This window comes from Pseudomonas putida (assembly GCF_028682395.1).
Taxonomy (GTDB): Bacteria; Pseudomonadota; Gammaproteobacteria; order Pseudomonadales; family Pseudomonadaceae; genus Aquipseudomonas; species Aquipseudomonas putida_AB.
In genome coordinates this window covers 1-25,746 of the sequence record NZ_JANHLC010000006.1, presented here as the reverse complement: position 1 = coordinate 25,746, position 25,746 = coordinate 1, and the positions used below count along the sequence as shown (strand labels likewise).

At 61.9% G+C, this 25,746-nt stretch carries 25 protein-coding genes and 1 pseudogene; 12 read left to right on the top strand and 14 right to left on the bottom strand.

The window, feature by feature from the left end:
- Window positions 1-62 precede the first annotated feature (62 nt).
- From NPS46_RS15530 to NPS46_RS15520, 3 genes are all read right to left on the bottom strand, one after another.
- The gene (locus NPS46_RS15530; RefSeq protein WP_274108606.1) at window positions 63-2,546 is read right to left on the bottom strand and encodes a TonB-dependent siderophore receptor; all 2,484 of its coding nucleotides are present in this window, start codon (window positions 2,544-2,546) and stop codon (window positions 63-65) included.
- An 83-nt stretch (window positions 2,547-2,629) separates the two neighbouring features.
- Entirely contained in the window at window positions 2,630-3,610 is a 981-nt protein-coding gene (locus tag NPS46_RS15525) for a FecR domain-containing protein (RefSeq protein WP_274108605.1), read from the bottom strand.
- A 3-nt stretch (window positions 3,611-3,613) separates the two neighbouring features.
- On the bottom strand, window positions 3,614-4,138 hold the full coding sequence (locus NPS46_RS15520; protein WP_274109051.1) for a sigma-70 family RNA polymerase sigma factor: 525 nt from the start codon (window positions 4,136-4,138) through the stop codon (window positions 3,614-3,616).
- 163 nt (window positions 4,139-4,301) lie between these two features.
- Between NPS46_RS15520 and NPS46_RS15515 the strand changes: the two genes are divergently transcribed.
- Window positions 4,302-4,895, top strand: a complete 594-nt coding sequence (locus NPS46_RS15515; RefSeq protein WP_274108603.1) for a GGDEF domain-containing protein — start codon at window positions 4,302-4,304, stop codon at window positions 4,893-4,895.
- A 5-nt stretch (window positions 4,896-4,900) separates the two neighbouring features.
- Here NPS46_RS15515 and pbpG read toward each other — a convergent pair whose 3' ends face one another.
- The 4 genes from pbpG to NPS46_RS15495 form a co-directional block, all read right to left on the bottom strand.
- Window positions 4,901-5,824, bottom strand: coding sequence for a D-alanyl-D-alanine endopeptidase (gene pbpG, locus NPS46_RS15510; protein ID WP_274108601.1), 924 nt, complete (start codon window positions 5,822-5,824; stop codon window positions 4,901-4,903).
- A gap of 158 nt (window positions 5,825-5,982) precedes the next feature.
- On the bottom strand, window positions 5,983-8,193 hold the full coding sequence (locus NPS46_RS15505) for a TonB-dependent siderophore receptor (protein ID WP_274108599.1): 2,211 nt from the start codon (window positions 8,191-8,193) through the stop codon (window positions 5,983-5,985).
- A gap of 193 nt (window positions 8,194-8,386) precedes the next feature.
- A complete protein-coding gene (locus tag NPS46_RS15500) occupies window positions 8,387-10,138 on the bottom strand; it encodes a phosphoethanolamine transferase CptA (protein ID WP_274108598.1) in 1,752 nt (583 codons plus the stop codon).
- A 226-nt stretch (window positions 10,139-10,364) separates the two neighbouring features.
- Window positions 10,365-10,544 (bottom strand): DUF6026 family protein, encoded by a 180-nt coding sequence (locus NPS46_RS15495; RefSeq protein WP_274108596.1) that lies wholly within the window; start codon window positions 10,542-10,544, stop codon window positions 10,365-10,367.
- A gap of 207 nt (window positions 10,545-10,751) precedes the next feature.
- Here NPS46_RS15495 and gnd point away from each other — a divergent pair.
- Together gnd and zwf are read left to right on the top strand one after the other, a co-directional pair.
- Window positions 10,752-11,732 (top strand): annotated as a pseudogene (gnd, locus tag NPS46_RS15490) (phosphogluconate dehydrogenase (NAD(+)-dependent, decarboxylating)).
- The gene (gene zwf / locus NPS46_RS15485) at window positions 11,729-13,234 is read left to right on the top strand and encodes a glucose-6-phosphate dehydrogenase (protein WP_274108594.1); all 1,506 of its coding nucleotides are present in this window, start codon (window positions 11,729-11,731) and stop codon (window positions 13,232-13,234) included. The pseudogene gnd and the gene zwf overlap by 4 nt, the downstream one beginning before the upstream one ends.
- A 62-nt stretch (window positions 13,235-13,296) precedes the next feature.
- On the opposite strand, the gene nhaB is transcribed toward zwf, so the two are convergent.
- Window positions 13,297-14,799, bottom strand: coding sequence for a sodium/proton antiporter NhaB (gene nhaB, locus NPS46_RS15480; protein ID WP_274108592.1), 1,503 nt, complete (start codon window positions 14,797-14,799; stop codon window positions 13,297-13,299).
- A gap of 183 nt (window positions 14,800-14,982) precedes the next feature.
- Between nhaB and NPS46_RS15475 the strand changes: the two genes are divergently transcribed.
- Window positions 14,983-15,795, top strand: coding sequence for a crotonase/enoyl-CoA hydratase family protein (locus tag NPS46_RS15475; RefSeq protein ID WP_274108590.1), 813 nt, complete (start codon window positions 14,983-14,985; stop codon window positions 15,793-15,795).
- 50 nt (window positions 15,796-15,845) lie between these two features.
- Window positions 15,846-16,676, top strand: coding sequence for an NAD(+) diphosphatase (nudC, locus tag NPS46_RS15470; RefSeq protein WP_274108587.1), 831 nt, complete (start codon window positions 15,846-15,848; stop codon window positions 16,674-16,676).
- Here nudC and NPS46_RS15465 read toward each other — a convergent pair.
- Window positions 16,644-17,423 (bottom strand): TSUP family transporter, encoded by a 780-nt coding sequence (locus NPS46_RS15465; RefSeq protein WP_274108585.1) that lies wholly within the window; start codon window positions 17,421-17,423, stop codon window positions 16,644-16,646. The two genes, nudC and NPS46_RS15465, sit on opposite strands and share 33 nt — an antisense overlap.
- Window positions 17,424-17,596: 173 nt before the next feature.
- On the opposite strand from NPS46_RS15465, the gene NPS46_RS15460 reads away from it, so the two are divergent.
- Both NPS46_RS15460 and NPS46_RS15455 read left to right on the top strand, forming a co-directional pair.
- Window positions 17,597-17,935: an FKBP-type peptidyl-prolyl cis-trans isomerase gene (locus NPS46_RS15460; RefSeq protein WP_274108583.1), complete on the top strand. Its 339-nt coding sequence runs from the start codon at window positions 17,597-17,599 to the stop codon at window positions 17,933-17,935.
- Between the two features lie 230 nt (window positions 17,936-18,165).
- Window positions 18,166-18,306: a hypothetical protein gene (locus NPS46_RS15455; protein WP_274108581.1), complete on the top strand. Its 141-nt coding sequence runs from the start codon at window positions 18,166-18,168 to the stop codon at window positions 18,304-18,306.
- 9 nt (window positions 18,307-18,315) lie between these two features.
- Here the strand turns inward: NPS46_RS15455 and soxR are convergent, their stop codons facing one another.
- Complete coding sequence (soxR, locus tag NPS46_RS15450) at window positions 18,316-18,792, bottom strand: redox-sensitive transcriptional activator SoxR (RefSeq protein ID WP_274108579.1); 477 nt, start codon at window positions 18,790-18,792, stop codon at window positions 18,316-18,318.
- A gap of 89 nt (window positions 18,793-18,881) precedes the next feature.
- Between soxR and NPS46_RS15445 the strand changes: the two genes are divergently transcribed.
- The 4 genes from NPS46_RS15445 to NPS46_RS15430 all read left to right on the top strand — a co-directional run bounded on the left by NPS46_RS15445 (window position 18,882) and on the right by NPS46_RS15430 (window position 22,235).
- Window positions 18,882-19,265, top strand: coding sequence for an antibiotic biosynthesis monooxygenase (locus tag NPS46_RS15445; protein WP_274108577.1), 384 nt, complete (start codon window positions 18,882-18,884; stop codon window positions 19,263-19,265).
- Window positions 19,266-19,372: 107 nt separating this feature from the next.
- Window positions 19,373-19,630 (top strand): hypothetical protein, encoded by a 258-nt coding sequence (locus NPS46_RS15440; RefSeq protein WP_425312749.1) that lies wholly within the window; start codon window positions 19,373-19,375, stop codon window positions 19,628-19,630.
- Window positions 19,631-19,732: 102 nt separating this feature from the next.
- Window positions 19,733-20,347: a LysE family translocator gene (locus tag NPS46_RS15435; protein ID WP_274108573.1), complete on the top strand. Its 615-nt coding sequence runs from the start codon at window positions 19,733-19,735 to the stop codon at window positions 20,345-20,347.
- 73 nt (window positions 20,348-20,420) lie between these two features.
- Complete coding sequence (locus NPS46_RS15430; RefSeq protein ID WP_274108571.1) at window positions 20,421-22,235, top strand: aminopeptidase P family protein; 1,815 nt, start codon at window positions 20,421-20,423, stop codon at window positions 22,233-22,235.
- Between the two features lie 3 nt (window positions 22,236-22,238).
- On the opposite strand, the gene NPS46_RS15425 is transcribed toward NPS46_RS15430, so the two are convergent.
- Both NPS46_RS15425 and NPS46_RS15420 read right to left on the bottom strand, forming a co-directional pair.
- Window positions 22,239-22,829 (bottom strand): 2-hydroxychromene-2-carboxylate isomerase, encoded by a 591-nt coding sequence (locus tag NPS46_RS15425; RefSeq protein ID WP_274108569.1) that lies wholly within the window; start codon window positions 22,827-22,829, stop codon window positions 22,239-22,241.
- 37 nt (window positions 22,830-22,866) lie between these two features.
- Complete coding sequence (locus NPS46_RS15420) at window positions 22,867-23,607, bottom strand: SDR family oxidoreductase (RefSeq protein WP_274108567.1); 741 nt, start codon at window positions 23,605-23,607, stop codon at window positions 22,867-22,869.
- A gap of 94 nt (window positions 23,608-23,701) precedes the next feature.
- Between NPS46_RS15420 and NPS46_RS15415 the strand changes: the two genes are divergently transcribed.
- Window positions 23,702-24,277 (top strand): TetR/AcrR family transcriptional regulator, encoded by a 576-nt coding sequence (locus NPS46_RS15415; RefSeq protein ID WP_274108565.1) that lies wholly within the window; start codon window positions 23,702-23,704, stop codon window positions 24,275-24,277.
- Here the strand turns inward: NPS46_RS15415 and NPS46_RS15410 are convergent, their stop codons facing one another.
- Both NPS46_RS15410 and rhtA read right to left on the bottom strand, forming a co-directional pair.
- The gene (locus NPS46_RS15410; protein ID WP_274108563.1) at window positions 24,278-24,562 is read right to left on the bottom strand and encodes a hypothetical protein; all 285 of its coding nucleotides are present in this window, start codon (window positions 24,560-24,562) and stop codon (window positions 24,278-24,280) included.
- A gap of 169 nt (window positions 24,563-24,731) precedes the next feature.
- A complete protein-coding gene (rhtA, locus tag NPS46_RS15405) occupies window positions 24,732-25,619 on the bottom strand; it encodes a threonine/homoserine exporter RhtA (protein WP_274108561.1) in 888 nt (295 codons plus the stop codon).
- Between the last annotated feature and the right edge of the window lie 127 nt (window positions 25,620-25,746).

Below are 25,746 nucleotides of genomic sequence, written 5' to 3'. Positions count from 1 at the left end.
GATGCTGTCGAACCACAGTCTGCCAGTTGCGCGGACGAAAAGCCCGCGCGTTCCCGGGCCGATCAGAAGTTCCACTGGGTCGTCAGCAGTAGGCTGCGCGGTTCGCCGTAGAAGCCTGTGCTGAAGTTGCCGATGCCGGTGTAGTATTTCTTGTCCAAGGCATTCTTCAGGTTCAGGGTCGTGCTCAGGTGTTCATTGAACTGGTAGCGCGTCATCAGATCCACCAGCGCATAGCTCTCTTGGGTGACCTTGGTGTATTCGCCACCATCGACCAGGTTGCCGGGATCGGGCCGGAAGACCTGGCCGAAGAACTCGCTCTGCCAGTTGACCCCGCCGCCGACCGTCAGCCCCTGCAGCGCGCCCTGGAGTTTGTAGGTGCTGAACAGGCGGATCAGTTGCGCTGGTTCGGTGCTCATCAGGACCGAGCCATAGACCGGGTTGCCCTCGGCATCGCGAGTATGGCTGTAGGTGTAGCCGGCACCCAGGTTCCAGCCGGGGCTGAGTTCGCCCGCCACTTCCAGCTCGAAGCCCTTGGTGGTTGCCCCCTTGATCGGCGCATAGATAGCGTCGAAGGAGTCGCCGCTGATCTTGCTGGCCACATTGTCCTGTTCGATACGGAACACCGCAAAACTGGCGTTCACCCGACCGTCCAGATACTCGGCCTTGATCCCGGCTTCGTAGCTGTCGCCCTCGACCGGGTCGAGCAGGTTGCGTGCGGCGTCCTTGCTCATCTGCGGCTGGTAAATGCGGGTGTAGCTGGCGTAGGCCGAGTAGGTGTCGTTCAGGTCGTAGACCAGGCCGGCGTAGGGTGTGATCACGCTGGTCTGGTGATAGCTACCGCGTGCCAGCGGTTTTGTCGGGTCGAAGTAGACGGTCTTGTCGTCGGCCTTGAAGTTGCTGACGCGGGTACCGAGGATCACCGACAGGTCATCGGTGGGCTTGAGCCGGGTCGCCAGGTAGACCCCATTCTGGCGTTGGATCACGGTGTTGTCGGCGCTTTTGGGAATATCCGGCTTGGCGAACTCACCGTGCCAATCATAGATGCTGCCATCGAGCAGGGGATAGACCGAGCCATAGACCGGGACGTCCTGTTTGGCGCTGGTGGACATGAAACCGACCACCAGTTCATGTTCCCGGCCCAGCAAGCTGAAGGGCCCGGTGGCGCTGATATCGACGTTGTTCTGGATCTGGCGGCCTTTGTACTTGCCCATGTACATGAACATGCCGCTGCCGTCGGGGTTCGGGTTACCGCCGCTGGCCGAGCCGAGCAGGGTGTCGTGGTCGCGCTGCTTGCGGTCGTAGCTGATCTTCAGCGACCAGTCATTGGCCAGTTGCTGTTCCAGGGACGCGAACAGGGTCTGGTTCTTGAAGTCGCGGCGGCTCCAGTCGGTCCCGGGGTTGAAGGAGCGCGAGAAGTCGGTGCGTGTGCCCTGGCTATCGAACATTGCGAAGCCGGTCCAGGTCGCCCCGCGCGAACGGGTGTTTTGCTGGTCGAGGCCAAAGGTCAGCAGGGTCTGGGGGGTGATATCGACTTCGAGAATGCCGTAGGCGATGTCCTTGTTGTTCTGATAGTGATCGAGGTACGACTCGCGGTCCTGGTAGACCCCGACAAAGCGCCCGCGCACCGTGCCCGAATCGGTCAAGGGCCCGGAGATATCGCCTTCGGTGCGGTAGTTGTCCCAGGAGCCGGCGGCACCGGTGACCGAGGCCTTGAAGGTCTTGGTCGGGCGTTTGCGGATCAGGTTGACCGTGGCTGACGGATCGCCGGAGCCGGTCATCAGGCCGCTGGCGCCCTTGATGATTTCAATGCGGTCGAAGGTCGCCATGTCGGTGCTGGTGGTGCCGTAGTCGTACACCCCGTCATACGTGGTGTTGACGCCGTCGTACTGGAAGTTGGTGATGGGCATGCCACGTGCCGAGAACTCCCAGCGCTCGCTGTCGTAGTTCTCGACACTGACCCCCGGCGCGCGGCGCAAGGCATCGGCAATGCTGGTAGAACCCTGGTCGTCGAGTTGCTGCCGGGTAATGACCGTGACCGACTGCGGCGTCTCGCGCAGGGACAGGGCCAGGCGGGTGGCGCTTGCCGTTGCCCCGGTAGTGTAGGAACCGCTGCCTTCGGTGACGCTGCCCAGGCCCAGGGCTGACACGCTGGTGGCATCGAGTTCCAGCGGATCGCCGGCCTGCGGAGCAGCGCGCAGGATATAGCCGCCATTGGCCTGGGGCCGGGCCTGCAAACCTGTGCCCTGGAGCAGCAATTCCAGGGCCTGGGGGACGCTGTATTGACCGCGTAGGCCGGGGCTATGTTTGCCGGCCGCCAGATCGTTGTGCCCGGCGAGGAAGATCCCGGCCTGCTCGGAGAAGGTATTGAGCACCGCGGCCAGGGAACCTGGCGCAATGGCGTAATGGCGGGCGGTGCTCGGCTGTTCGCTGGCTGTCGGTGTGGCGGCGGCCACCCAGCCCGGGGCCAGGCTCAACAGGGCGGCAGGAATGGCGAGGGCGAGTGGGCGCAGGGCAAATCGAAAACGCAGGACGGTAGCGGACGGCATGGGATTCCCTTTGGAAATGGCTGAGCTTCTAAAGGGTTAACCGAAGCAAATAATGAAAAGGGCAAAAACGCGGCAAAAACAATTCAAACCCGTGGCTCGATGTTGACCCACCAGTCGGTCAGGCGTTCGACGCGGATGGGCAGGGCCGCTTGTAACAGTGCCAAGGCCCGGTCGCTGTCGTTGAGCGGGAACGTGCCGAGTACGGGTAGATGAGCCAGGGCTGGGGCGCAACCCAGATGCCCCTGGCGATAACTGGCCAGCTCGGCGATCAGTTCGCCCAGCGGCAGGCCCTCGGCCTGCAGGAGGCCGCGGCTCCAGGATTCTCGCGCGGGGCTGACCGTTTGTAGTGGGCCAACGGTGTTGTGGGTGAAGCGCAGTTGGCTGCCGGCTTCCACCACCTGGATCTGGCCACGGTCGGCCGTGCGCACTTCGACCGCGCCGGCATACACATTGAGCAGGCTGTGCGTCGGTTCGCAGCGCACGCTGAAGCGCGTGCCGAGGGCGCGCAGCAGGCCGTCGGCCGTGGCCACGCGCAGCGGGCGTGGGTCGCGGGCCGTATCGACCAGCAGTTCGCCAAAGCGCAGTTGCAGCAGGCGTTGCTGGGCATCGAACTGTTGATCGACGGCGCTCAGGGCATTGAGCCAAAGCTGGCTGCCATCGCTCAGGCGGGTGTGCAGGGTTTTGCCGATGCCGGTGGCCAGATCGGCGGTGAGGCTGGCCCAGGTCCGTGGCAACGGGCCCGTGCGCCCGTTGCTCCAGCCCAGCAGGCCGGCCGACCCCGCAATCAGCAGGCCGACGAGGGTTTGTCGACGGGTCGGGCCGCGACGGCTGCGCAGGGCCTGGCTGGCCGCCTGTTGCGCCTCTTCGGCATGCAGGGGCGCGAAGCGTTGGCTGACGCGCTCGACATAGTGCCAGGCATCACGGTGTTCGACGTGCTGTTCGAGCCAGGCCTGCCAGTGGCGGTATTCCTGCTCGTCGCGCTCGGGATCGTGCAGGCGCACATACCATTGTGCGGCGGCTTGCAGGCTGGCATGACTCAGGCGATTCAGGGCTGGGCGGGGCATGGTTCAGTCGACCAACAGGCCGTCGAGCTCGGTTTCGAGCAGGGCGCAGTGCAGCAGGGCCTGGGCCAGGTAGTTCTTGACGCTGCGCTCGCAGACGCCGAGCTGTGCGGCGATGGTCCGATAGGTCAGGCCGTGGAGCTGGGCCAGGATAAAGGCTTCGCTGACGCGCTTGGGCAGGCGCTGGAGCATGGCGTCGACCTCATGCAGGGTCTCGACGATGATCGCTTGCTGCTCCGGTGACGGCTGTAGCGCTTCGGGCTGCGCAGCCAGGGACTGGAGCCAGGTCTGCTCGAGTTGCCGGCGGCGCCACTGGTCGATGCACAGGCCGCGGGCGATGGTCGCCAAGTAGGAGCGTTCGCGCACCGCGCAATCGAAGGCCGGCGGGCGTTTCATGATCCGTACAAAGGTGTCCTGCGCCAGGTCGGCGGCATCGGCGGTATTGCTCAGCCTGCGGCGCAACAGCTGCACCAGCCAGCGGTGATGGCTAGTATAGAGCGTTTGTACGAGGCTGGCGTCGGCAGAGGGCATCGAAGGCACGGTGGGTTTCCGGCGCGGGGGCCAAGGTGTAAATGGGAACGGTTCGTGATTTAAGCAAAAGCACAGACCTGCTGCAAATGATATTGATTTGCTTTAATCGCGCATGAGTAGCGCTGGGCTACGCTCAAGGGTCTACACGCAAAGGGAGTGCGTTATGCCAGGTCCGGCCAAACCCCAGGGGCGTGAGGCTCGCGTTCAGGCATTGCGAGTCTTTGGCCAGCTTGATCTGGCGGTCGACGAGCGCGAGCGGCTACGTCAGTTGGCGCGCCAGGCCGAAGACGAACTGGTCGCGGTACAGATGGCCAGCCTCGATCCACAGACCCTGCTGCCCAATCGGCATGGTTTCCAAGCGCTGGCGGCCCTTGGGCTGCAAGCCTGCGCGCAACTGGGCCGGCCGGCCACGCTGTTGTATTTTGAGCTGGAGGACGGCGCGCCGCTGGACGGCGGTTTCGGACCGAGCGCAGAGGCGCGGGCGTTGAAGACCTTTGCCGATGTATTGCGTATCGCCTTTCGCGAGAGTGATGTGATCGGACGCCTGGCGGAACAGGGCTTCGGCGTGCTGCTGGTGGGTTCGGATGCTGTGCGTATTGCCACGGTGGTCCAGCGCCTGGAGGATATTCTGAGCCAACACAGCGCGGCATTGCGCCTCGCTGACGGCATTGGCTTCAGGGTGAAGCAGCGTGAATTCGAGCTGGCATCGTCCTCGACCATTGCAAGCCTGCTGGCGACGGTCGAGAACGAACCTTAGGGCGACTACTCCGAGGCCTGGCGGGCCTTGAGGTTCTTGTCGGCCTTGTAGCGCAGGGCGACATCCGGTACCGGACCGCTTTTGCCGGTTTCCAGCCAGTTGCGAATGCGCGCCGCATCGGCGAAATGGGTGTACTTGCCGAAGGCATCGAGAATCACCAGGGAAACCGGGCGGTTAGCCATGCTGGTCACCAGCACCAGGCAGTGGCCGGCCTGGTTGGTGAAACCGGTCTTGGTTAGCTTGATATCCCACTTGTCCCGGTGCACCAGGTGATCGGTGTTGCGAAAGCCCAGGCTGTAGGCGGGTTTGCGGAAGGTTACGGTTTTTTCCTTGGTGGTGCTCAGTTCGCTCAGCAGCGGGTATTTGCGCGCAGCCTGTACCAGCTTGCTGAGGTCGCGGGCGGTGGAAACGTTGTGGATCGACAGCCCGGTGGGCTCGACGTAACGGGTGCTGGTCATGCCCAGGGCTCGGGCCTTGGCGTTCATCGCCGCGATGAACGCCACATAGCCACCCGGGTAGTGGTGGGCGAGCGTGGCTGCGGCACGGTTTTCCGACGACATCAGGGTGATCAGCAGCATGTCCCGGCGGGTCAGTTCGCTATTGAGCTTGACCCGGGAAAACACCCCTTTCATCTCCGGGGTATCGCTGATCGATACGGCGATGTACTCGTCCATGGGCAACTTGGCATCGAGGACCACCATGCCGGTCATCAACTTCGTGACGGAGGCAATGGGCACGACCACATCGGGGTTGCTGGAATAGATGACTTTATTGGTTTGCAGATCGACCAGCATCGCGCTGCCCGAGGCGATATGCAGTTGTGAGGTGTCGCGTGGGGCCGAGATGGTTTCGGCGGCGTCTACGGCCGGGGGGATAAATGCGCCGGTGAAGGCGATACACAGACCGAGGATGGACAGACGGATTTTCACGCGTATTGCTCACTGAAAGTAGGGATATGCCGTTATTTGACGGGCTTTTCGTTGCAACAGAATGTTACTGGTAGACGCCCCCAGTGAGAAGCCTCAAGCGGCACGCTACAGGTTCGCAAAATGGCGTAACCCGACGCGTGTCGCTTGAGGCCTGCCGCTTAGATTTTCCAGTCCAGGCTGAGTGTCAGGCTGCGCGGCTCTCCCCAGTAGATCCCGTTGGAGAAGCCGACGCTTTCGTAGTAACGCGTATCCAGCAGGTTGTTGACGTTCAGGGCAGCCGAGAGCCTGGCGTCCAGGGTGTAGCGGGTCATCAGGTTGATCACCGCGTAGGCGCCCTGGGAGATCTTCGCTGTTTCAGTCGGGCCGTTTTTGAAGGTGGGCCTTTTACTGTTTGCAGTGATCGCACTTTGCCAGTTGACGGCGCCGCCGACGGTGAGTCGTTGCCACTGGCCTGGCAGGCGGTAGCTGCTGGACAGGCGCAGCAAATTGAGGGGTTTGGAGCCGTCGGAGCGTTGTTGCTGTGCATTGAGGGCGTGTGTATAGCTGTAGCCTGCGCTCAGGTTCCAGTGCTCCAGCGGTTGGCCGGCCAGCTCTACCTCGAAGCCGCGTACCGTATTGCCCTTGCCGCCGCTTTTGGAATACGGCCGACCGGTTTTCGGGTCGGGTGGCGACGCGTAATCGGGCTCGGCGACATTGTCCTGTTTGCTGTAGAAGATCGCGCTACTCAGGTTCAGGCGTTCGTCCAGCAGGCTGCCTTTGAGCCCCAGTTCGTAATTGCTGCCCACCACTGGCTCCAGGTAGGTGCCGCTGACATCCCGGGCGTTTTGCGGTTTGAAGATATCGGTGTAGCTGACGTAGACGGTGTAGGCCTGATCCAGGTCGTACAGCAGGCCGGCATAGGGGCTCAGGACGGCGTTGTGATGCTGCTGGCCGTGGCTGCTGGTCAGGACCCGGTCGCTGGTGTCATAAGTGGCCTTGCGATTGCTGACGCTCCAACTGCCATAACGGCTGCCCAGCACGGCATGCAGGCGGTCGGTCAGGCTCAGGCGGGTGGCGAGGTAGCCGGCTTTCTGCCGCTGGGTGTCGTCATACCCCGTCAGCCCAGTGACTTCGTCGTAGAACTTGTCGACGCTGCCCATATCCCGCCAGTCATCGACCTCGTTGTAGCCGGCGGGCAACTGCCGCCTGACGAAAGGTTCGGTATCGCGGCGCCGGGCTTCGCCGTAGCCCAGCAGCAACTCATGCTCGCGCCCGAACAGGCGGTAAGGCCCGGCCAGGTTGAGATCGTAGGCATCCATGCGCTGTTCGCCGACAAAGTGGTTGATGTAGGCACGCATCCCGGACCCGTCTGCATCGGGAAAGCCGGCACCGCTGTAATACATCTTCCCATCAGTATCGCTGTCGCGCCGGGTGTAGGCTGCCTTGAGGTGCCAGTCGCCGGCCAGGCCCTGGTCGAGCGTGGCGAAGCGTGTCCGGTCGCGCCAGGGCCAGGAACTCCAGGGGGCGGTGAGGTTGGTCGAGCGCGGCAGCCGGGCTTTGCCGCCCTGGGCATTCCAGTATGGGGTGGTGCCCCAGGCCGAGCCCTGGACGTGTTTGTCCTGGTAGTCGTAACCCAGCGCCAGCACCGTGTCGTCGCTCAGATCGGCTTCCAGGATGCCGTAGCCGACGCTGCGTTGCAGGGCGTAATGATCGCGAAACGAATGGCTGTCGCGCTGGGCCAGTACGGTCCTGGCGCGCAGGCGGCCGTCGAAAGCCACGGGGCCGCCGACGTCCAGATAACCGTAGTAGTTGTCATAGCTACCGGCACTGATCCCGGTTTGTACCTGTACGAGCGGGCCGGGGCGCTTGCGCAGCATGTTCACCGTACCTGAAGGATCGCCGGCGCCCGTGGTCAGGCCGGTCGCGCCGCGGACCACTTCGATGCGGTCGTAGATGATGGTGTCGGCATCGGACTTCATGTAGCTGAAGGTATTGAGCATCCCGTCGATCTGGAAATTATTGATGGCGTAGCCGCGCGTGCTGTAGCTCATGCGGTCGGAGTCCAGGTGTTGCACGGTGACGCCGGTCACCTGGCCCAGCACGGTGGACAAGGTGTCGAGCTTGAAATCATCCATGTGTTGGCGGGTGATGACAGAGACGGACTGGGGCGTGTCCCGGATCGAGAGGTTAAGGCGGGTGGCAGTGCTCATCGCCCCAGTGGTGTAGGCCCCGGTGTGCTCGGTGGTGTTGCCCAGACCGCTGGCGTCGACATGGGTCGTGTCCAGTTGCATGGCCGTGGGCGGATCGCTCTGTGGCTCGGCGGCGCACAGGCTGCAGCCACAAAGGCCGAGTGTGAACGTTAGGGATCGGGTGATGGGCGATAGCGGCATGGTGCCTGCTCCTGTGGGTCGATGAGGGTTCCATGGCTCAAGGACGAAGGGCGGCGGACAGAGTTGAAGTGAATGAGAGAGGTTATTAATTGCGAGGTGTTGCCATGCTGATTCCAGGCCGCGCTGCCGCGCCTGGCACCGGCTCTGGCGATATGTCTGCGGACATTGCCAAAGCCGGGCAGGGCGATGCGGGTTACTTCTGGGTCACGTCCACCGTCGGTGCGGCTACCGGTTTGGGCTTGATCAGGCTGAAATCGATCAGGGCTTTCTGCGGTCGGGAGTAGGGGTTGCCGATCAATTGCGGGCGGGCCTTGAAGTCGGCACTGACCAGGCTCTTGCTGGTGTCCAGTTCGCTAAAGCTCAGCCCGGCCAGGTCGGCCCAGGTGTGGATCAGGTTCGAGCTGCTGTAGGGCCGTTCCAGGTCCGCACTGAAATCCCGGTTATGGGTCTGGCGCCATTTGGGCGAGGACCAGACCATAAACGGAATGGTGTACATCGGCGCGGTTGGCTTGGCTTCGTTACGGCCCAGGGTGTCATGCCCGGCCGAGTCGAAGACGTCTTCACCGTGGTCCGACAGGTACAGCAGGAAACCGTTGGGGTCGGTCTTGGCATAGTCCTTGATCAGGCTGGACACCACGAAGTCGTTGTACAGCACGGCATTGTCGTAGCTGTTGTAGGTCGGTACCTGGTCATCGGTCAGGCCCGGCGGGACGCCCTGGCGGTCGGTGAACTGCTCGAAGGTCGGCGGGTAGCGGTACTGGTAGCTCATATGGGTGCCCAGCAGGTGCACCACGATAAATTTGCGTGGCGCGTCTTCAGCCAGGGCTTTGCTAAAGGGCTCCAGTACGTCGCCGTCATATTGGCGGGCGTTCTGGTTGCGGTTGTTGTTCAGGTACACCTGTTCGTCGGCCTGCTCGGAAAAGGTCGTGAGCATGGTGTTGCGCTTGGTCATGGTCTGCTGGTTGGTGATCCAGTAGGTCTTGTAGCCGGCCTGCTTCATCACGCTGACCAGCGACGGGGTCTTGAGGTACAGGTCGGGGTTCTCTTCGTCGGCGAAGGTCAGGACCTGTTGCAGGGCTTCGATGGTGTAGGGCCGAGGGGTCACGACATTGCCGAAGACCGCCAGTTCGTCCTTGAGCTTGTCGAGGTTGGGCGTGGTGTTGCGCGGGTAGCCATACAGGCTCATGCGCTGGCGGTTGGTCGATTCACCGATGACCAGCACCAGTGTCGCTGGCTGGCCGGCCAGTTCGTCCGTGAGGTTGTGCAGGGGCGGGATCTTGCTGACGTCGTCCAGCATGCCCTGCATGTTGCTCAACTGCTCGCGATAGCGGCGGTAGGCGACGATCATCTGCCATGGCACGGCGGGCTCGATGCGCGATTCGAAGCTTTCCATGGCGCGGGGCAGGTTGTCGTTGAACTTGCTGATCTGCTTGATCAGTGGGTAGCCCACCACGGCAACCAGCAGGCCGAGTGCGGCCGCCCAAGCCTTGCCGCGGGGCAGGTACAGGGGGCGCACGCGGGTCCAGAGGAAAATGGCCACGGCGGTATGGGCGAGGAACGCGGCCACCATCCACCAGGCGAAATACTGGGTCATGTACTCGCCGGCTTCAGAGATGTTCGACTCGAACATGATGAAGATAACGCTCTGGGAAAACTCCTGCTGATAGATAAAGAAGTAGCCCAGGCTGGCCATGGAACAGGCCCACAAGACCACGCCGATCACGCCGGCTATCAGGCGCGTGCGTGCGGGGAACAGCAGCATGGGCGCGATCCAGATCGAGCTCATGATGAACGCTTGGCGGAAACCGGAGAATCCAGAGGTACCGGTCAACTGGATCAGCAGTTGGGTAATGCCGGAGAAATACCAGAAAAACAGAAACATCCAGCCGAGGCCGGCCCAGTCGAATCCTTTCGCAGTCGTGTTGCTGCGTTTAAACATCGCCATACAGCGCTCCAGAGGGTGTGTTGCCTGAGCCATGGGCACACAGCGCCTTGCCCGTACCCATGGCTGCCCATGAAGGGCCGGCGCAAAGAGCACGAGTATTGCGAAATGTGTGTGAAAACTTTGTGAGTCGAGGTGTGCCGAGAAAATTCAGCCGGTCGGGATTTTGCCTTGCTGATTAGCGATTTGGCAAATAGCCATTATCAGGCGGCGAGAGCCGAGCGAAGCACTAGCGAAGCGGACGGGGGGGCGTCGGGGAAGTCGTGGCCTGGGCTTGTTGCAACTGCTGGCGCAGTTCGGCGACCTGGTCGAGCAGTTGTTCACGCTCTTCGCGCAGTTGGCGCAGTTCATCGCGGCGGATGGTGACGTAGAGGGTCTGTGCAGGTCGTGCAGGTAGTACGGTGCCCATGGCTTACCTCGGTCAGGCGTGTTCTTTCGGGTGTGCGCCGGCAGGTGCCGTTGGCTGAACCCAATCGGCGGTAATTTTGGGTTCTTTTGCGGCGCAAGGGAACTTTTTTATTTTTCGAGGTCTGCTCTGCGCCCGGTCTGCTGGGGCTGCAGCCACTAGGCTAGGCTATGGCCATTCTCTTCCTCGGTCTCAAGGAGCATCGGCATCATGCAACTGGCAATCATTGGCTTGGGCCGCATGGGCGGTAATATCGCGCGGCGCTTGATGCTCAAGGGGCACGACACCGTGGTGTATGACCGCAACAGGGCGGCCGTGGACCTCCTGGCGGGCGAAGGCGCGGTCGGCGTGGCGGACCTGCCGGCGTTGGTGGCGGCCTTGGCCACGCCGCGCGCGGTCTGGGTGATGCTGCCGGCCGGGGCGCCGACCGAAGAGACCATCGAGGCGCTGCGGCTGCTGCTGGAGCCTGGCGATGCGATCATCGATGGCGGCAATACCTTCTACAAGGATGATATCCGCCGTGGCCAGGCCCTGGCCGCGCAGGGTCTGCATTACGTCGATGTCGGGACCTCCGGGGGCGTCTGGGGCCTGGAGCGCGGCTATTGCATGATGATCGGCGGCGAGGCAGCGGTGGTGCAGCGCCTCGACCCGCTGTTCGAGGCGCTGGCCCCCGGGCGGGGCGATATTGCGCGCACCCGCGACCGGGTGGCGGACGATGACCGGGCCGAGCGTGGTTACATCCACGCCGGACCACCGGGCGCGGGGCATTTCGTCAAGATGATCCATAACGGCATCGAGTACGGGCTGATGCAGGCGTATGCCGAGGGCTTCGATATTCTCAAGACCCGCGCGGCGCCGAGCTTGCCCGCCGAAGAGCGGTTCGAGCTGAACCTGGCCGATATCGCCGAGGTCTGACGCCGGGGCAGCGTGGTGTCTTCGTGGCTGCTGGACCTGACGGCCGATGCCCTGGCCAAGGACGTGCAACTGGGCGAGTTTTCCGGGGCGGTGGCCGACAGCGGTGAAGGACGCTGGACCATCGAGGCAGCGATGGAGCAGGCGGTCCCCGTGCCGGTATTGTCCGGGGCCCTGTTCGCGCGCTTTCGCTCGCGCCAGCAGAGCACCTATGGCGACAAGCTGCTGTCGGCCATGCGCCTGGGCTTCGGCGGGCATACGGAGGCGGCGAAAAAATGAAGGCTCAGCCGACCCCAGTCAAACCCGAGCCAGCACCGGCAACCACGCTGTTTCTATTTGGTGCCCATGGCGACCTGGTCAAGCGGCTCCTGATGCCGGCGCTGTACAACCTCAAACGTGACGGCCTGCTAAGCGACGGAGTGCGTATTGTCGGGGTGGATCACAATCCGCTGAGCGACCAGGCCTTCGCGGCAAAACTCGAGGGTTTTATCCGCACCGAGATGGCTGACAAGGTTAGCCTCGACGCCACGCTCTGGGCACACTTGGCGAGTCGGATCAGCTATGTGCAGGGCGACTTTCTCGACTCGGCCACCTACACCGAACTCGGTGCTCGCATTGCCGCGAGCGATAACGCCAATGCGGTGTTCTACCTGGCCACCGCGCCGCGCTTCTTCAGCGCGGTGGTCGAGCAGTTGGGGGGGGCCGGGTTGCTACAGGAAAGTGCCCAGGGCTTTCGCCGCGTGGTGATCGAAAAACCGTTTGGCGTCGACCTTGCCTCTGCCGAGGCACTGAATGCCAATCTGCTGCAGGTGATGAGCGAAAAGCAGATCTATCGAATCGACCATTACCTGGGCAAGGAAACGGTGCAGAACATCCTGGTCAGCCGGTTCTCCAATGGTCTGTTCGAGGCTTTCTGGAACAACCACTACATCGATCATGTGCAGATCACTGCCGCGGAAACCGTCGGGGTGCAGACCCGCGGCAGTTTCTATGAACACACCGGGGCCCTGCGCGATATGGTGCCCAACCATTTGTTCCAGTTACTGGCGATGGTGGCCATGGAGCCGCCGGCGGCCTTTGGTGCCGATGCGGTGCGCGGAGAGAAGGCCAAGGTGGTCGGCGCGATCCGCCCGTGGAGCGTTGCAGAGGCCCGGGCCAACTCGGTGCGCGGCCAGTATCGGGCGGGCACCGTGGGCGAGCAGGCCGTGGCGGGCTACCGCGAGGAAGCTAATGTGGCCCCCGACAGCAATACTGAAACCTATGTGGCGCTCAAGGTGATGATCGACAACTGGCGCTGGGTCGGCGTGCCTTTCTACCTGCGCACCGGCAAGCGCATGAGCGTGCGCGATACGGAAATCGCCATCTGCTTCAAGCCCGCGCCCTACGCTCAGTTTCGCGAAAGTGCCATCGAGCGCCCGCAACCGACTTACCTGAAAATCCAGATCCAGCCCAATGAAGGCATGTGGTTCGAGCTCCTGGCCAAGCGCCCGGGACCGACCCTGGCCATGGCCAATATCGAGTTGGGGTTCGCCTATAAGGACTTCTTCGAGATGCAACCCTCGACGGGCTATGAAACCTTGATCTATGACTGCCTGACGGGCGATCAGACGCTGTTCCAGCGTGCCGACAATATCGAGAACGGCTGGCGGGCGGTGCAACCGTTTTTGCAGGCCTGGCGCGAGGATGACCGTGTCCAGGGCTATCGTGCCGGTGAAGATGGCCCCGCGGCGGCAGATGAGCTGCTGGCTCGCGACGGGCGGGTCTGGACCCAGTTGGGATAAGGGTGGGCTAAGCGAGGAGCGAGCTGTTCGGGGTGGGCGAAGCTCGCTCCTATTGGCGTCTGTTAGAGCCAGTAGCTGACGGCGTACCAGCCCAGTGTGCCCATGACAATGGTGTACGGCAGCGCCATCCAGACCATGCGTCCGTAGGACAGGCGGATCAGCGGCGCGATGGCCGAGGTCAGCAGGAACAGGAACGCCGCCTGGCCATTGGGCGTGGCGACGCTGGGCAGGTTGGTGCCGGTGTTGATCGCAATCGCCAGGGTCTCGAAGTGCTCGCGGGTCATTTGCCCCGAAACAAAGGCCTGCTTGACCTCGGTGATGTAGATGGTTGCAACGAACACGTTGTCGCTGATGGCCGACAGCAGGCCGTTGGCGATAAACAGCATCCCGGGTTGCTGGTCGGCGGGTAGCGCCAGTACCCATTGGATCAACGGGGTGAACAACTGCTGCTCATGGATGACCGCGACCACCGCGAAAAACACCACCAGCAGGGCGGTGAATGGCATGGCGTCCTTGAACGCATTGCCCAGGCGGTGCTCGTCGGTGATGCCGCTAAAGGCGGTAATCAACACAATGACAACCAGGCCGATCAGGCCCACTTCGGCGATATGCAGGGCCAGTGCGCTGATCAGGATCAGTGCGGCAATTCCCTGGACAATCAGCGCGGCGCGCTGGCGTTCGGTGCGCTGGGCATCGTCCTCGCGGGCATAGGTGGCAAGTACGGCGCGTACGTTGTCCGGCAGCAGGGTGCCATAGCCGAACCAGCGCAGCTTCTCCAGCAGTACGCAGGTCACCAGACCGGCCACCAGGACTGGCAGCGAAACCGGCGCGACTTTCATAAAGAATTCGCCGAAATGCCAGCCCAGTTCATGGCCGATCAGCAGATTCTGCGGCTCGCCCACCAGGGTGCAGACGCCACCCAGGGCGGTGCCGACCGCGCCGTGCATCAACAGGCTGCGCAGAAACGCGCGGAACTGGTTGAGGTCGCTGTGGTGGGTATCCGTCAGGCTGCCGTCGCAGCTCAGGTCGCTGTCCTGGCGTGGGTTGGCGCCCGAGGCCACGCGGTGATAGACCGAGTAAAAGCCTACGGCTGCGCTGATGATCACCGCGGTGACTGTCAGGGCATCGAGAAAGGCCGAAAGAAAGCCCGACAACAGGCAGAACAGCAGGCTCAGCAGCGCCTTGGAGCGGACTCCCAGCAGCAGGCGGGAAAACAGATACAGCAGCAGGTCCTTCATAAAGTAGATGCCGGCCACCATAAACATCAGGAGCAGGATGACCGGGAAGTTGTGCACCAGTTCGTCATAGACCGCCTGGGGGCTGGTCATGCGCAGTGCCAGTGCCTCGATCAGCAACAGGCCGCCGGGCATCAGCGGGTAGCACTTGAGGGCCATGGCCAGGGTGAAGATAAATTCGATCACCAGTAGCCAGCCGGCGGCGGCCGGGCCCACGCTGAAGAGCACCAGCGGGTTGAGCAGCAGAAACGCGAGAATGCTCGCCTTGTACCAGCGTGGCGATTGCCCGAGGAAGTTATGTGCGAAGGCCTGGGCCAGTGAACGAGACATCGACGGGGTCCTTGTATTGGAAAGGCACGCAAGGTGCCGTAAGCGCCGCCCAAGATCAAGCCGTGGACGCGCTCGGCGCAAGCCCGGGCGTCCGGCTTTTGGCAGTTGCACGGCCTGCCGTATGCGTAAGGCCCTTGTTATAGTCCACGGTTCGTATGCCACCCCAAGCAAAGGATGACGACCGTGTCCGAATACCAAGCCTTCAACGTCGAACTGGTAGATAACATCGCCCACGTGCAGATAAATCGCCCGGAAAAAATCAACTCGATGAATGCCGCGTTCTGGAGCGAGATCGTCGACATCTTCGAGTGGATCGATAATACCGACGAGGCTCGTGTGGTCGTGCTGAGCGGCGCCGGCAAGCATTTCTCCTCGGGTATCGACTTGATGATGCTAGCCTCGGTGGCCAATGAACTGGGCAAGGATGTCGGCCGCAATGCCCGCCTGCTGCGGCGCAAGATCCTGCAGTTGCAGGCCTCGTTCAATGCCGTGGACCGCTGCCGCAAGCCGGTGTTGGCGGCGATCCAGGGCTACTGCATTGGCGGGGCGATCGATCTGATTGCCGCCTGCGACATGCGTTATGCCGCCGAAGACGCGCAGTTCTCCATCAAGGAGGTCGATATCGGCATGGCGGCGGATGTCGGCACCCTGCAACGCCTGCCACGGATCATCGGTGATGGCATGCTTCGCGAACTGGCTTACACCGGGCGTAATTTTGGCGCTGGCGAGGCGCTGGGCATGGGTCTGGTCAATCGGGTCTGGCCGGACGCCGCCAGCCTGCTCGACGGCGTGATGGCCATTGCCCGGGAAATTGCCGCGAAGTCGCCAATCGCCATCAGCGGGACCAAGGAAATGCTCAGCTACATGCGCGACCATCGGATTGACGATGGGCTGGAATACGTTGCCACCTGGAACGCCGCCATGTTGCAATCCAACGATCTGCGTGTCGCCATCGCCGCGCATATGAGCAAGCAGAAACCGGTTTTCGAGCACTAAAGCGCACGGGCCGGGACCGCTTGGGACCAAGGCTCAACCAGGAAACCGCAATGACTGAACGCTGGACAACTGCAGTACTGGACCCACAAAACCCCGGCGGCTGGGCCGTGGTCCGCGGCCGTGAGGGTTTTTTGCGCGATGACAACGGGGTGCTGTTCCCTCGTGAATGGCTCAAGCGTCAGGCATTGGACGTGCTGGCCGAGCACGGGATCGGCCACTTGGATGGCGAGCCGGTCTATCTGTTGGAGTTGCAGGGCAGTGCCGACGTGCCGGGCTGCGGTTGGCAGGGCTTGCGTAGTTTTATGCTCGAAGGGGATGCGGCCACGTATCGGATGCTGGGCTACGCCGCGCAAATTGGTACCTGGGCGCGCGAGCATCGGTTCTGCGGCAGTTGCGGCCAGCCGATGACCCAGGTGCATCTGGAGCGAGCGATGTATTGCGGACCGTGCGACCTGCGCAGCTATCCGCGGATTTCACCGAGCATGATCGTGCTGGTGACCCGCGGTGATGAAGTGCTGCTGGCGCGTTCGCCGCGTTTTGTGCCCGGGGTCTACAGCACCCTGGCCGGGTTCGCCGAACCGGGGGAGTCGGCCGAACATTGCCTGATTCGCGAGGTGCGCGAGGAGGTGCAGGTCGAGGTGCGCAATATCCAGTATGTCGGCAGCCAATGCTGGCCGTTTCCGCACTCGTTGATGCTCGGCTTCCATGCCGAATATGCCGGTGGCGAGATAGTGCCGCAGCCGGACGAGATCGAGGATGCACAATGGTTCAGCATCCACGCGTTGCCGCCCCTGCCGGCGTCGCGCTCGATTGCCCGACACCTGATCGATCTCTATGTGGCGCGGCGACTAGGCCACGCTGAACCAGTGCTGCCAGGCTAGGCGCACGGTCAGGCCAAGCACCACACAGATAAACACCGGACGGATAAACTTGGCGCCCCCGCTGATGGCAGAGCGGGCGCCGAAGAAGGCGCCGAGCATCACCGCCAAGCCCATGCTGAAACCGATGACCCAGTCGACCTGGCCGGAAAAGATAAACACTGACAGCGCGGCAATGTTGCTGACGAAGTTCATGCTGCGCGCCACACCGCTGGCCTTGACCAGGTCGATGGGGTAGAGCAGCAGGCTGCTAACGGTCCAGAACGCGCCAGTGCCCGGGCCCGCGACGCCGTCGTAGAAACCCAGCCCCAGCCCTTGGGGTAATTGCCACTTTTTCTTGATCGGTGCATTGCTGTCCAGCGGCGCCTTGGGTGTGCCTCCGAACAACAGGTACAGGCCGCAGGCAAAGACCACCACCGGGAGCATCTTGTTCAGCCATTCGGCGGGCAGGTAGTGGGCAACGGTCGCGCCGATCAGGGCGCCGGCGAGGGTGCCGAAGATCGCCAACTTCCATTGCCCGGGGTGAAACAGCTTGCGCCGGTAGAACGTCAGGCTCGCCACGGCCGAGCCGAACGTGGCGCTGAGTTTGTTGGTGCCCAGCACCAGGTGTGGCGGCAAACCGGCGGTCAGCAGGGCGGGCGTGGTGAGCAGACCACCGCCGCCGGCAATGGCATCGATAAAGCCGGCAAGAAAGGCCACGCCAATCAGTATGGCGAGGGTGAGCAGGTCAACGCTGAGTTCGAAAGGCATGATTCGGCTTATTCGGCAGGGCACGCAGGGGAAGCGAGGCAGGACCGCTATCTTACCCATTACCGTCGGACCTCGCGACCGCCGAGGCGCTGCGCAAACTGCCCAGGGGAGTTGCCAGCGCCGGCCATTTCTGCGAAAAGGCGAGCGGTTTAATTTATCGACGAGTGAACAAGATGGCAGGCGAACTGCAAGTAGTGGATCTTCGCGTTGGCGACGGCAAGGCGGTGGTCAAGGGGGCGCTGATCACCACTCAGTACCGGGGGACGCTCGCGGACGGGACAGTTTTCGACTCGTCCTGGGAGCGCGGTAAACCGTTCCAGTGCGTGATCGGCAGCGGTCGGGTCATCAAGGGCTGGGACCAGGGGCTGATGGGCATGCAGGTGGGCGGTAAGCGCCAACTCTTCGTGCCGTCGCACCTGGGCTATGGCGAACGCCAGGTCGGGGCAATTCCACCGAATTCGGATTTGAGTTTTGAAATTGAGTTGCTGGAAGTGCTGACCCGGGATGATTGAGACCCGTTTGTTGCGCCAGTTTATTGCCGTGGCCGAAGAGCTGCAGGCGGCGCGAGCCGCTCTATCTGGGATTGCTGTTGGATCATCGTGGTCCTGGTCGCGTCGCCGGAGCACTTTGCCCGTTGCCGCACGCCCCGGCAGCCGGAGGATCTACTCTGCTTTGCATCACGGGGCCCGGGCATTGCCTGCCTGCCGGATTTTTCCATAGGCGAGGTTTGGTCGATGGTCGGTTGCGTAGCGTGCTGGATGCGTTTGTCGAGCGTCGCGTCAACCTGCGCCTGCTGTGGCCAGCCAGCCGGCACCCGACGCCGAAGCTACGGGCTTTGATCGACTTTCTTTGCGAGCGGGTGCTGGCCCGGGACGTTGGCTGAAGACGTGTCTCAGCATGGCGTGCGCCCCGGCTCCAGTACTTGGGCGCCGGGTCCCTGCTGGCCGAGTTCATCGGCGTAGTTGCGCAAGGGGCAGGCCTCCATCGACAGGCAGCCGCAACCGATGCAGCCATCGAGTTGATCGCGCAGTCGCGTCAGGCGGTCGATACGCTCATTCAACTCATGCTTCCACTGAGCGGAAAACCGCTCCCAGTCAGCCGCCGAGGGCGCGCGCCCCCGAGGCAGGGTCTGAAAAACCTGGTGAATGCTGGCCAGGGGAATGCCCAGGCGCTGCGCTACTTTGATCAAGGCCACCCGGCGCAGCATTTCACGTGGGTAACGGCGCTGGTTACCACTGTTACGCCGGCTGCTGATCAAGCCCTTGGCTTCATAGAAGTGCAGGGCGGTGACCGTAATGCCACTGCGGGCGGCCATTTGGCCGACGCTGAGTTCTTTGTCCTGTGGGGTAGGCGCAGCGATTTTTTTCATGATGAGCACTTGACCTTAACTTAACTGGAGGTTTTACCCTTCGAGGCCTTGGATCGCAAGATTCGTACTACTTATCTGTGGGGAAGGTCATGCAGTCGATAGGGGAAAATCGTAGCTACGCACAGTTGATAGAGTTCGATATCGAGCCGCATCAACAGGATGGCCTGGTGGCCGCGCTGGCCAGCCAGACCGAACGCCTGGCCCGTGACCACCAGGGGTTTCTCAGTGCCAGCGTGCAGGCCAGTGATGATGGCCGGCGAGTGCTGAATTACCTGCAATGGCAATCGAAGGAAGCGGGGGAACGCGCCTTCGCCGCTATCGAGGCAGGGCACACGGATTTCTGGGGCCTGATCCGCACCTATCAAGCCAAGGCGGTGACCTTCGGCTCGTTTCAGGTGCTACGCAGCCTTGAGCGCAGTGTCGATGACGCACTGCAGTGCCGCCTAGTGAGCCGGGCGAGGCAAGGCCACTGAAAGACGCGCCGATCGATAGCGACTATTGAGCACGGTGATTGTTGCTGGCCCGCACGGGCCGCTAGCCTGTGGCCATTGATTTGTCGTGGTTGGCCGGGGGTGTCTTGATGAAAGGGTTTGGCGCTGTTGCATTGATGGTCCTGAGCGTTGCAGTGGCGGGTTGCGCCCAGCATCCCGCCCCGCAGGACCGTGGCTACAGCGCAGCAGAGCAGCTTGAGCTGGCGCTTGAGTCCCTGAATCGGCGCGGCCTTTCATTCGATGAGTATCAGCGGCGCAAGGCCGAGCTGCTGGGGCAAGATCTGTTGCAAAACGGCGCACAAATCAATGCGGATCCGGCGCTTGATACAGTTGTCCCAAAAAGCTGAGGGCGCACAACTGTACGGCTCTAAGTGTGGGTAACTGTCCGTGCGTTTCGTTGTGTGGCTGGGTACTGTCGAGCCCTGACAATCACGCGCCGGACCGCCGCCATGAGCCTCTCTCCCGAACTGCTTCTCGCCTTTGCCCTGTTCGCCATGGTCACTTCCGTGACGCCGGGGCCGAACAACACCATGCTGTTGGCGTCAGGGGTGAACTTCGGTTTCAACCGTTCGATTCCGCATATTCTCGGTATCAGTTGCGGCCTGTTTGTCCTGGTGTTGGCGGTGGGCCTGGGCCTCGGTGCGGTGTTCGAGGCGTATCCGCAGCTTTATCGTTTCCTGCGCTATCTGGGTGGCGCCTATCTGCTTTACCTGGCCTGGTGTATCGCGCGTTCGGGCCCCGTTGCCCATTCCCAGGAGAGTGGTAGCCGGCCATTGGGTTACTGGGGCGCGGCAGCGTTTCAATGGGTCAACCCCAAGGCCTGGGTGATGGCTGTGGGCGCCATCAGTACCTATGTGCCCTTGCAGGGCTACGTGGTCAATGTGCTGGTGATCGCCGCCGTTTTTGCCTTGATCAATGCGCCCGTTATCAGCCTATGGGCGGCCTGCGGCAGCTTGTTGCGCAATGTGCTGCGCCAACCACGCTGGTTGCGGCTGTTCAACATCAGCATGGCGTTGTTGCTGGTGATTTCCCTGTATCCATTGTTGCTCGAAAGCCTGAGCTAGGCGGTTGCCGATGGATGCAGCGTGCTCCATTATCGCTCGCAGATCATTATTCAAGCGGCCAATAGGAGAGACCATGAGCACGCAGACTTTGCCCGACGACTCGGTGCCCCAGCGTCTGGCACGTACCCGGGAGGCCATGCGCCGCGAAGGTATCCATGCGTTGCTGGTGCCCTCGGCTGATCCCCATCTTTCCGAATACCTGCCGGGCTATTGGCAGGGGCGTCAATGGCTGTCGGGGTTCCACGGTTCGGTCGGTACGCTGATCGTGACCCGCGATTTTGCCGGGATCTGGGCCGATAGTCGGTACTGGGAGCAGGCGAGCAAAGAGTTGGCCGGTAGCGGCATTGAATTGATGAAGTTGCGGCCGGGCCAGCCAGGGCCGTTGGACTGGTTGGCGGAACACGTGCCGGTGGCTGGCGTGGCTGCAGTGGATGGTACGGTCATGGCGCTGGCGGCAGCACGGACCTTGAGGGAGAAATTGCAAGCTCGCGGCGCGCAACTGCGCACGGATAGAGATGTGCTGGCGGATGTCTGGCTGCAGCGCCCATCCTTGCCGACAGCGCCGGTGTATGCCCATCTGCCCCCCGAGGCCACGGTCAGCCGGCTCGACAAGCTGACGCAACTGCGGGCAGCGCTGAACGAGCGTGGTGCCGATTGGCACTTTATCGCGACGCTGGATGATATTGCCTGGCTGTTCAATCTGCGCGGTAGCGATGTGTCGTTCAATCCGGTGTTTGTCGCGTTCGCGTTGGTGAACCAGGTGCAGGCTATTCTGTTTGTGGCTTTGGACAAGGTCGATGCCGCGCTGCGCAAGGTCCTGGAGCACGACGGGGTGACCTTGCGCGATTATGGCGAGGTTGCGGCAGCGCTTCAGGGGATCGGCGCCGGGCAGCAACTGTTGGTGGATCCGGCACGGGTCACCTGCGGGCTGCTGGATCATCTGGGGCCTGAAGTCAGGCTGGTGGAAGGCTTGAATCCGACCACGCTGGCCAAGTCGCGCAAGAGTCTGGCGGACGCCGAGCATATTCGCCGTGCGATGGAGCAGGATGGCGCAGCGCTCTGTGAGTTCTTTGCGTGGCTGGAGGGCGCGCTGGGGCAGGAGCCTGTCACGGAACTGACCATTGACGAGCGTCTTAGCGCCGCTCGCCGCCGCCGCCCGGGGTTTGTATCCCTAAGCTTCAATACCATTGCGGCCTTTAATGCCAACGGCGCGATGCCTCATTACCATGCCACCGAAGAGGCTCACGCGCTGATCGAGGGCGATGGCCTATTGCTGATCGACTCCGGAGGCCAGTACCTGGGGGGCACCACGGATATCACCCGGATGGTGCCAATCGGGCAGCCCAGCGCCGAGCAGAAAGCCGATTGCACGCGGGTGCTCAAGGGTATGATCGCGTTGTCTCGTGCGCAGTTTCCGCAGGGGATTCTCTCGCCGCTGCTCGACGCGATTGCGCGCGCGCCCTTGTGGGCTGACGGGGTCGATTATGGCCATGGCACCGGGCATGGGGTTGGTTATTTTCTCAATGTGCACGAAGGCCCACAGGTTATTGCCTACCAGGCTGTCGCGTCGCCCCAGACGGCCATGCAACCGGGGATGATTACCTCCATTGAGCCCGGGACTTACCGCCCAGGACGTTGGGGGGTGAGGATCGAAAATCTGGTCTTGAACTGCGCAGCGGGTGCCACCGAGTTCGGCGAGTTCTTGCGATTCGAGACTTTGACTTTATGCCCTATCGACACTCGCTGCCTGGAGCCTTCACTGCTGACGCGCGAGGAGCTCGACTGGCTCAATGACTACCACGCCCAGGTGCGGGAGCGCCTGGCACCCTATCTTTCAGGTGCCAGCCTGGCGTGGTTACAGGTCCGGACCGAGCGCCTGGCGCCGTAAACGTCAGGCCAGGGCCGCGCGGACAAAATCCAGGCGGTCCTGGCCAAAAAACAGTTCATCGCCGACGAACAGGCTGGGGGCGCCAAACACGCCCCGTTGCAGGGCCTGTTCGGTATTGGCCTTCAGAGCCGCCTTGGCCCCTTCGTCTTCGCTGAGTTGCAAGATGCTGTCAGGGGCAAAGCCGGCGCTTTGCAGGACCTGAGCCAGCACCGCAGGGTCGGCCAGGTTGTGCCCATCAACCCATAGCGCCTTGAACAGGCAGTCCAGAAACTCGATAAATCGCTCCGGTAGTTGCCGTTGCACGCCCACGGTTGCGCGCATCAGGTGCAGCGTATTGATCGGAAAGTGCGGGTTGAAGCGCAGGGGAACCTGGTAGCGCCTGGCGAACCGCTCCAGGTCCTTGAGCATATAGCGCGCTTTGGCGGGCACCTGGATAGGGGAGGCGTTGCCGGTGGCCTTGAATACACCTCCCAGCAGCATGGGGTGATACACCAGTTCGCTGGCGGTCTGCGCGCACAGCGCGGGTAGCTGGGTGTAGGCCAGGTAGCTGGTGGGGCTGCCAAGGTCGAAGTAGAACTCGAGGGTTTTGCTCATCTGCGGGACTCCTTGTTTATTGTTTTGGGAGAGGGTGTTACCAGCGTTCATTCCAGGGGCGCAGGTCCAGTTCGAAAGTCCAGGCATCGCGTGGCTGGTTATGCAGGAACCAATAGTTTTCGGCGATATGCTCGGGGTCGAGAATGCCGTCCTGGTCCTTCAGGGCGTATTTTTCCGGGAAACTGGTACGAATAAAGTCGGTGTCGATAGCACCGTCGACCACGACGTGGGCGACATGAATATTCATCGGCCCCAGCTCACGCGCCATGCTTTGCGCCAGCGCGCGGATACCGTGTTTGGCGCCGGCAAAGGCGGCGAAACCGGCGGCCCCGCGTAGCCCGGCGGTGGCCCCGGTAAACAGGATGCTGCCGCGGTTACGGGTCACCATGCGCTTGGCGACTTCGCGGCCATTGAGAAAACCGGAAAAACAGGCCATCTCCCAGATCTTGAAGTACTTGCGTGCCGTTTCTTCAAGGATGCTGCAAGGCACGTTGGCACCGATATTGAAGACCAGTACTTCAATGGGGCCAATCTGGCTTTCGATCTGCTCGACCAGTGCGATCACCTCCTCTTCCTTGCGAGCGTCGCAAGCAAAACCATGGGCCTGATGGCCGCTTTCGATGATCGCGTCGACTAACGGTTGCAGTTTTTCTTCGCTGCGGCGAGTCACGCAGGCGATGTAGCCCTCACGGGCGAATCGCTTGGCTATCGCGCTGCCTGTGGCGTCGCCTGCACCCACTACCAATGCCACCCTGTTGTTTTTATGTGCCGTAGTCATGGATTGCTTCCTTTGGTAAACGATCGTTAACTAAACGAACGTTATGTTACAGTTTTCCAGTCGTCAAGATCCTTGAAGAGTTGGAATACACGCCATGCGCTACAGTGCCGATCACAAGCAGCAAACCCAGGTGCGTCTGCTCGAGAGCAGTGCCAGGCTCATCAAGAAGGAAGGGGTTGGCAGCGTAGGTGTCGATGGGTTGATGAAGGCCATCGGCCTGAGTGGGGGAGCGTTCTACAGTCATTTCCCCTCAAAGAGTGACTTGTTCAGTGCCGTTGTCGAACGGGAACTTACCCAAAGTTTTGAGCGTTTGAGCGGTGGGCAGTCATTGAGCCATGCGCAGCTTGATAAGTGTCTCAAGCAGTATCTGAGCCTGGCCCATGTCGAGAACGTCGAGGCTGGCTGTGCGCTTCCTGCCCTGGGGGCCGAGATTGCGCGTGCCGATGAGGCTGTGCGTAAGCAGGCCGAACACTGGATTTGTCAGTTGCACGCCAGTTGGGCGCGGACACTGGGCTGTGAGCAGCTTGCCTGGGCTGTCCTGTCCCAGTGTGTGGGGGCTTTGGTCATTGCACGGATGATGGTGAGTGTGCAGGCCCGCAGTGAGGTGCTGCAGGCGAGCTATGCCGCCCTGAGCCAGCAGGTTGCTGAAACCAAGGGTGGCCAGGCATAGCTACTTTTTGCAGATGACAATCATGCTGCGACTGGTATAGCCGGCGGGGTTGAGACCAAAGGGATAGTCTCCCGGGTCCTCCACGGCGTCACCGGACTTGGCGATGACTTTATAGCCTGCCGCTCCACAGGAGGTAGCGGCTTTGGCGTAGCACTTGTCCCAGGATGAGGAAAGACCCGAGCAGTTGATATGCAAACCGCGTTTGCCGCGTTTGACCTCTGTCTGCGACGTTGCAGCACAGCCGGCGATCATGAGTGTGACGAGGAGAATCGAAAATCGCTTCATTGCCATCCTTATAACAGGCCCTCGGGTCAATTCGCCCAAGTCTGGCTTTCACTGCCTCCAGAGGTTTTCCTAGTGTTATTTCCAAAGAAAAAACTAAGGCAGGCATTGAGTTACAGGCTAAACATGGCCTAATTGAGCAGCAATTACTAGTTCAGCGTCAAATCCATTTTTAATCAGCAGGTATCAAGGGCTTTGGCTCGTGGCGCATGCTCAGGCTCGCGCCAACAGACGCCAGGATGATGCAGCCGATGGCGAGCCATTGCACTGGGCTGAGCATCTCATGCAAGAAGACCAAGCCTGACAATGCGCCGATGGCGGGCTCGATGCTCATGAGGGTTCCGAAGGTCCGCGCGGGCAGTCGTGTCAGGGCGACCATCTCAAGGGTATAGGGCAGTGCCGTGGAGAGCAGGGCTACGGCGAATGCGATGGGGATCAGTGCGGGTGTCAGCAGGGCAGCTCCCGCGTGGGCGATGCCTACTGGCGCAACAAGCAGCGCGGCGATCATCACGCCCAATGCGGCAGTCTGCACGCCATTGTCCGCCCCAGCCTTTTGACCAAAAAGAATATAAAGCGCCCAGCAGATCCCGGCGCCCAGTGCATAGCAGACGCCCGCCAGGTCCAGGGCCATGCTGTTTGCGCCAAGCGGGATCAGTAGTAGAAGGCCGGTTATTGCCAGGCCTACCCATAGAAAGTCGATGGCTCGTCGCGATGCATAGATGGCGACGGCCAGGGGGCCGGTAAACTCGAGAGCCACGGCAATGCCGAGCGGGACGGTTTGCAGCGACATATAGAAGAGCAGGTTCATCCCGCCCAGGGCTGCGCCATAGACGATCACGGTCCGCAAGGACTGTGCTGTGAGCTTGGCACGCCACGGACGCAGGAGGATCAGCATGATGATGCTGGCGAAGATCAGGCGTAGGGTGGTCGTGCCTTGGGCGCCGACGACGGGAAACATGCTTTTGGCCAGCGTTGCACCCGACTGGATTGAAGTCATGGCGATGATAAGCAAGCCGACTGGGAAGAGGGCCGCTATTAAGCTGCGAGGTTGCTCGGTCATGAGAGGGGAAGCCGGGTCAGAGGGGCGGGGGTGAAGGCTTATGATGCTTCGTTTTCTCCAAGTGGGCAATATATTGCGCAATGGGTTTTCTTCTATATATAGGTGAGCGTTATTCGGCCCTTTGAAA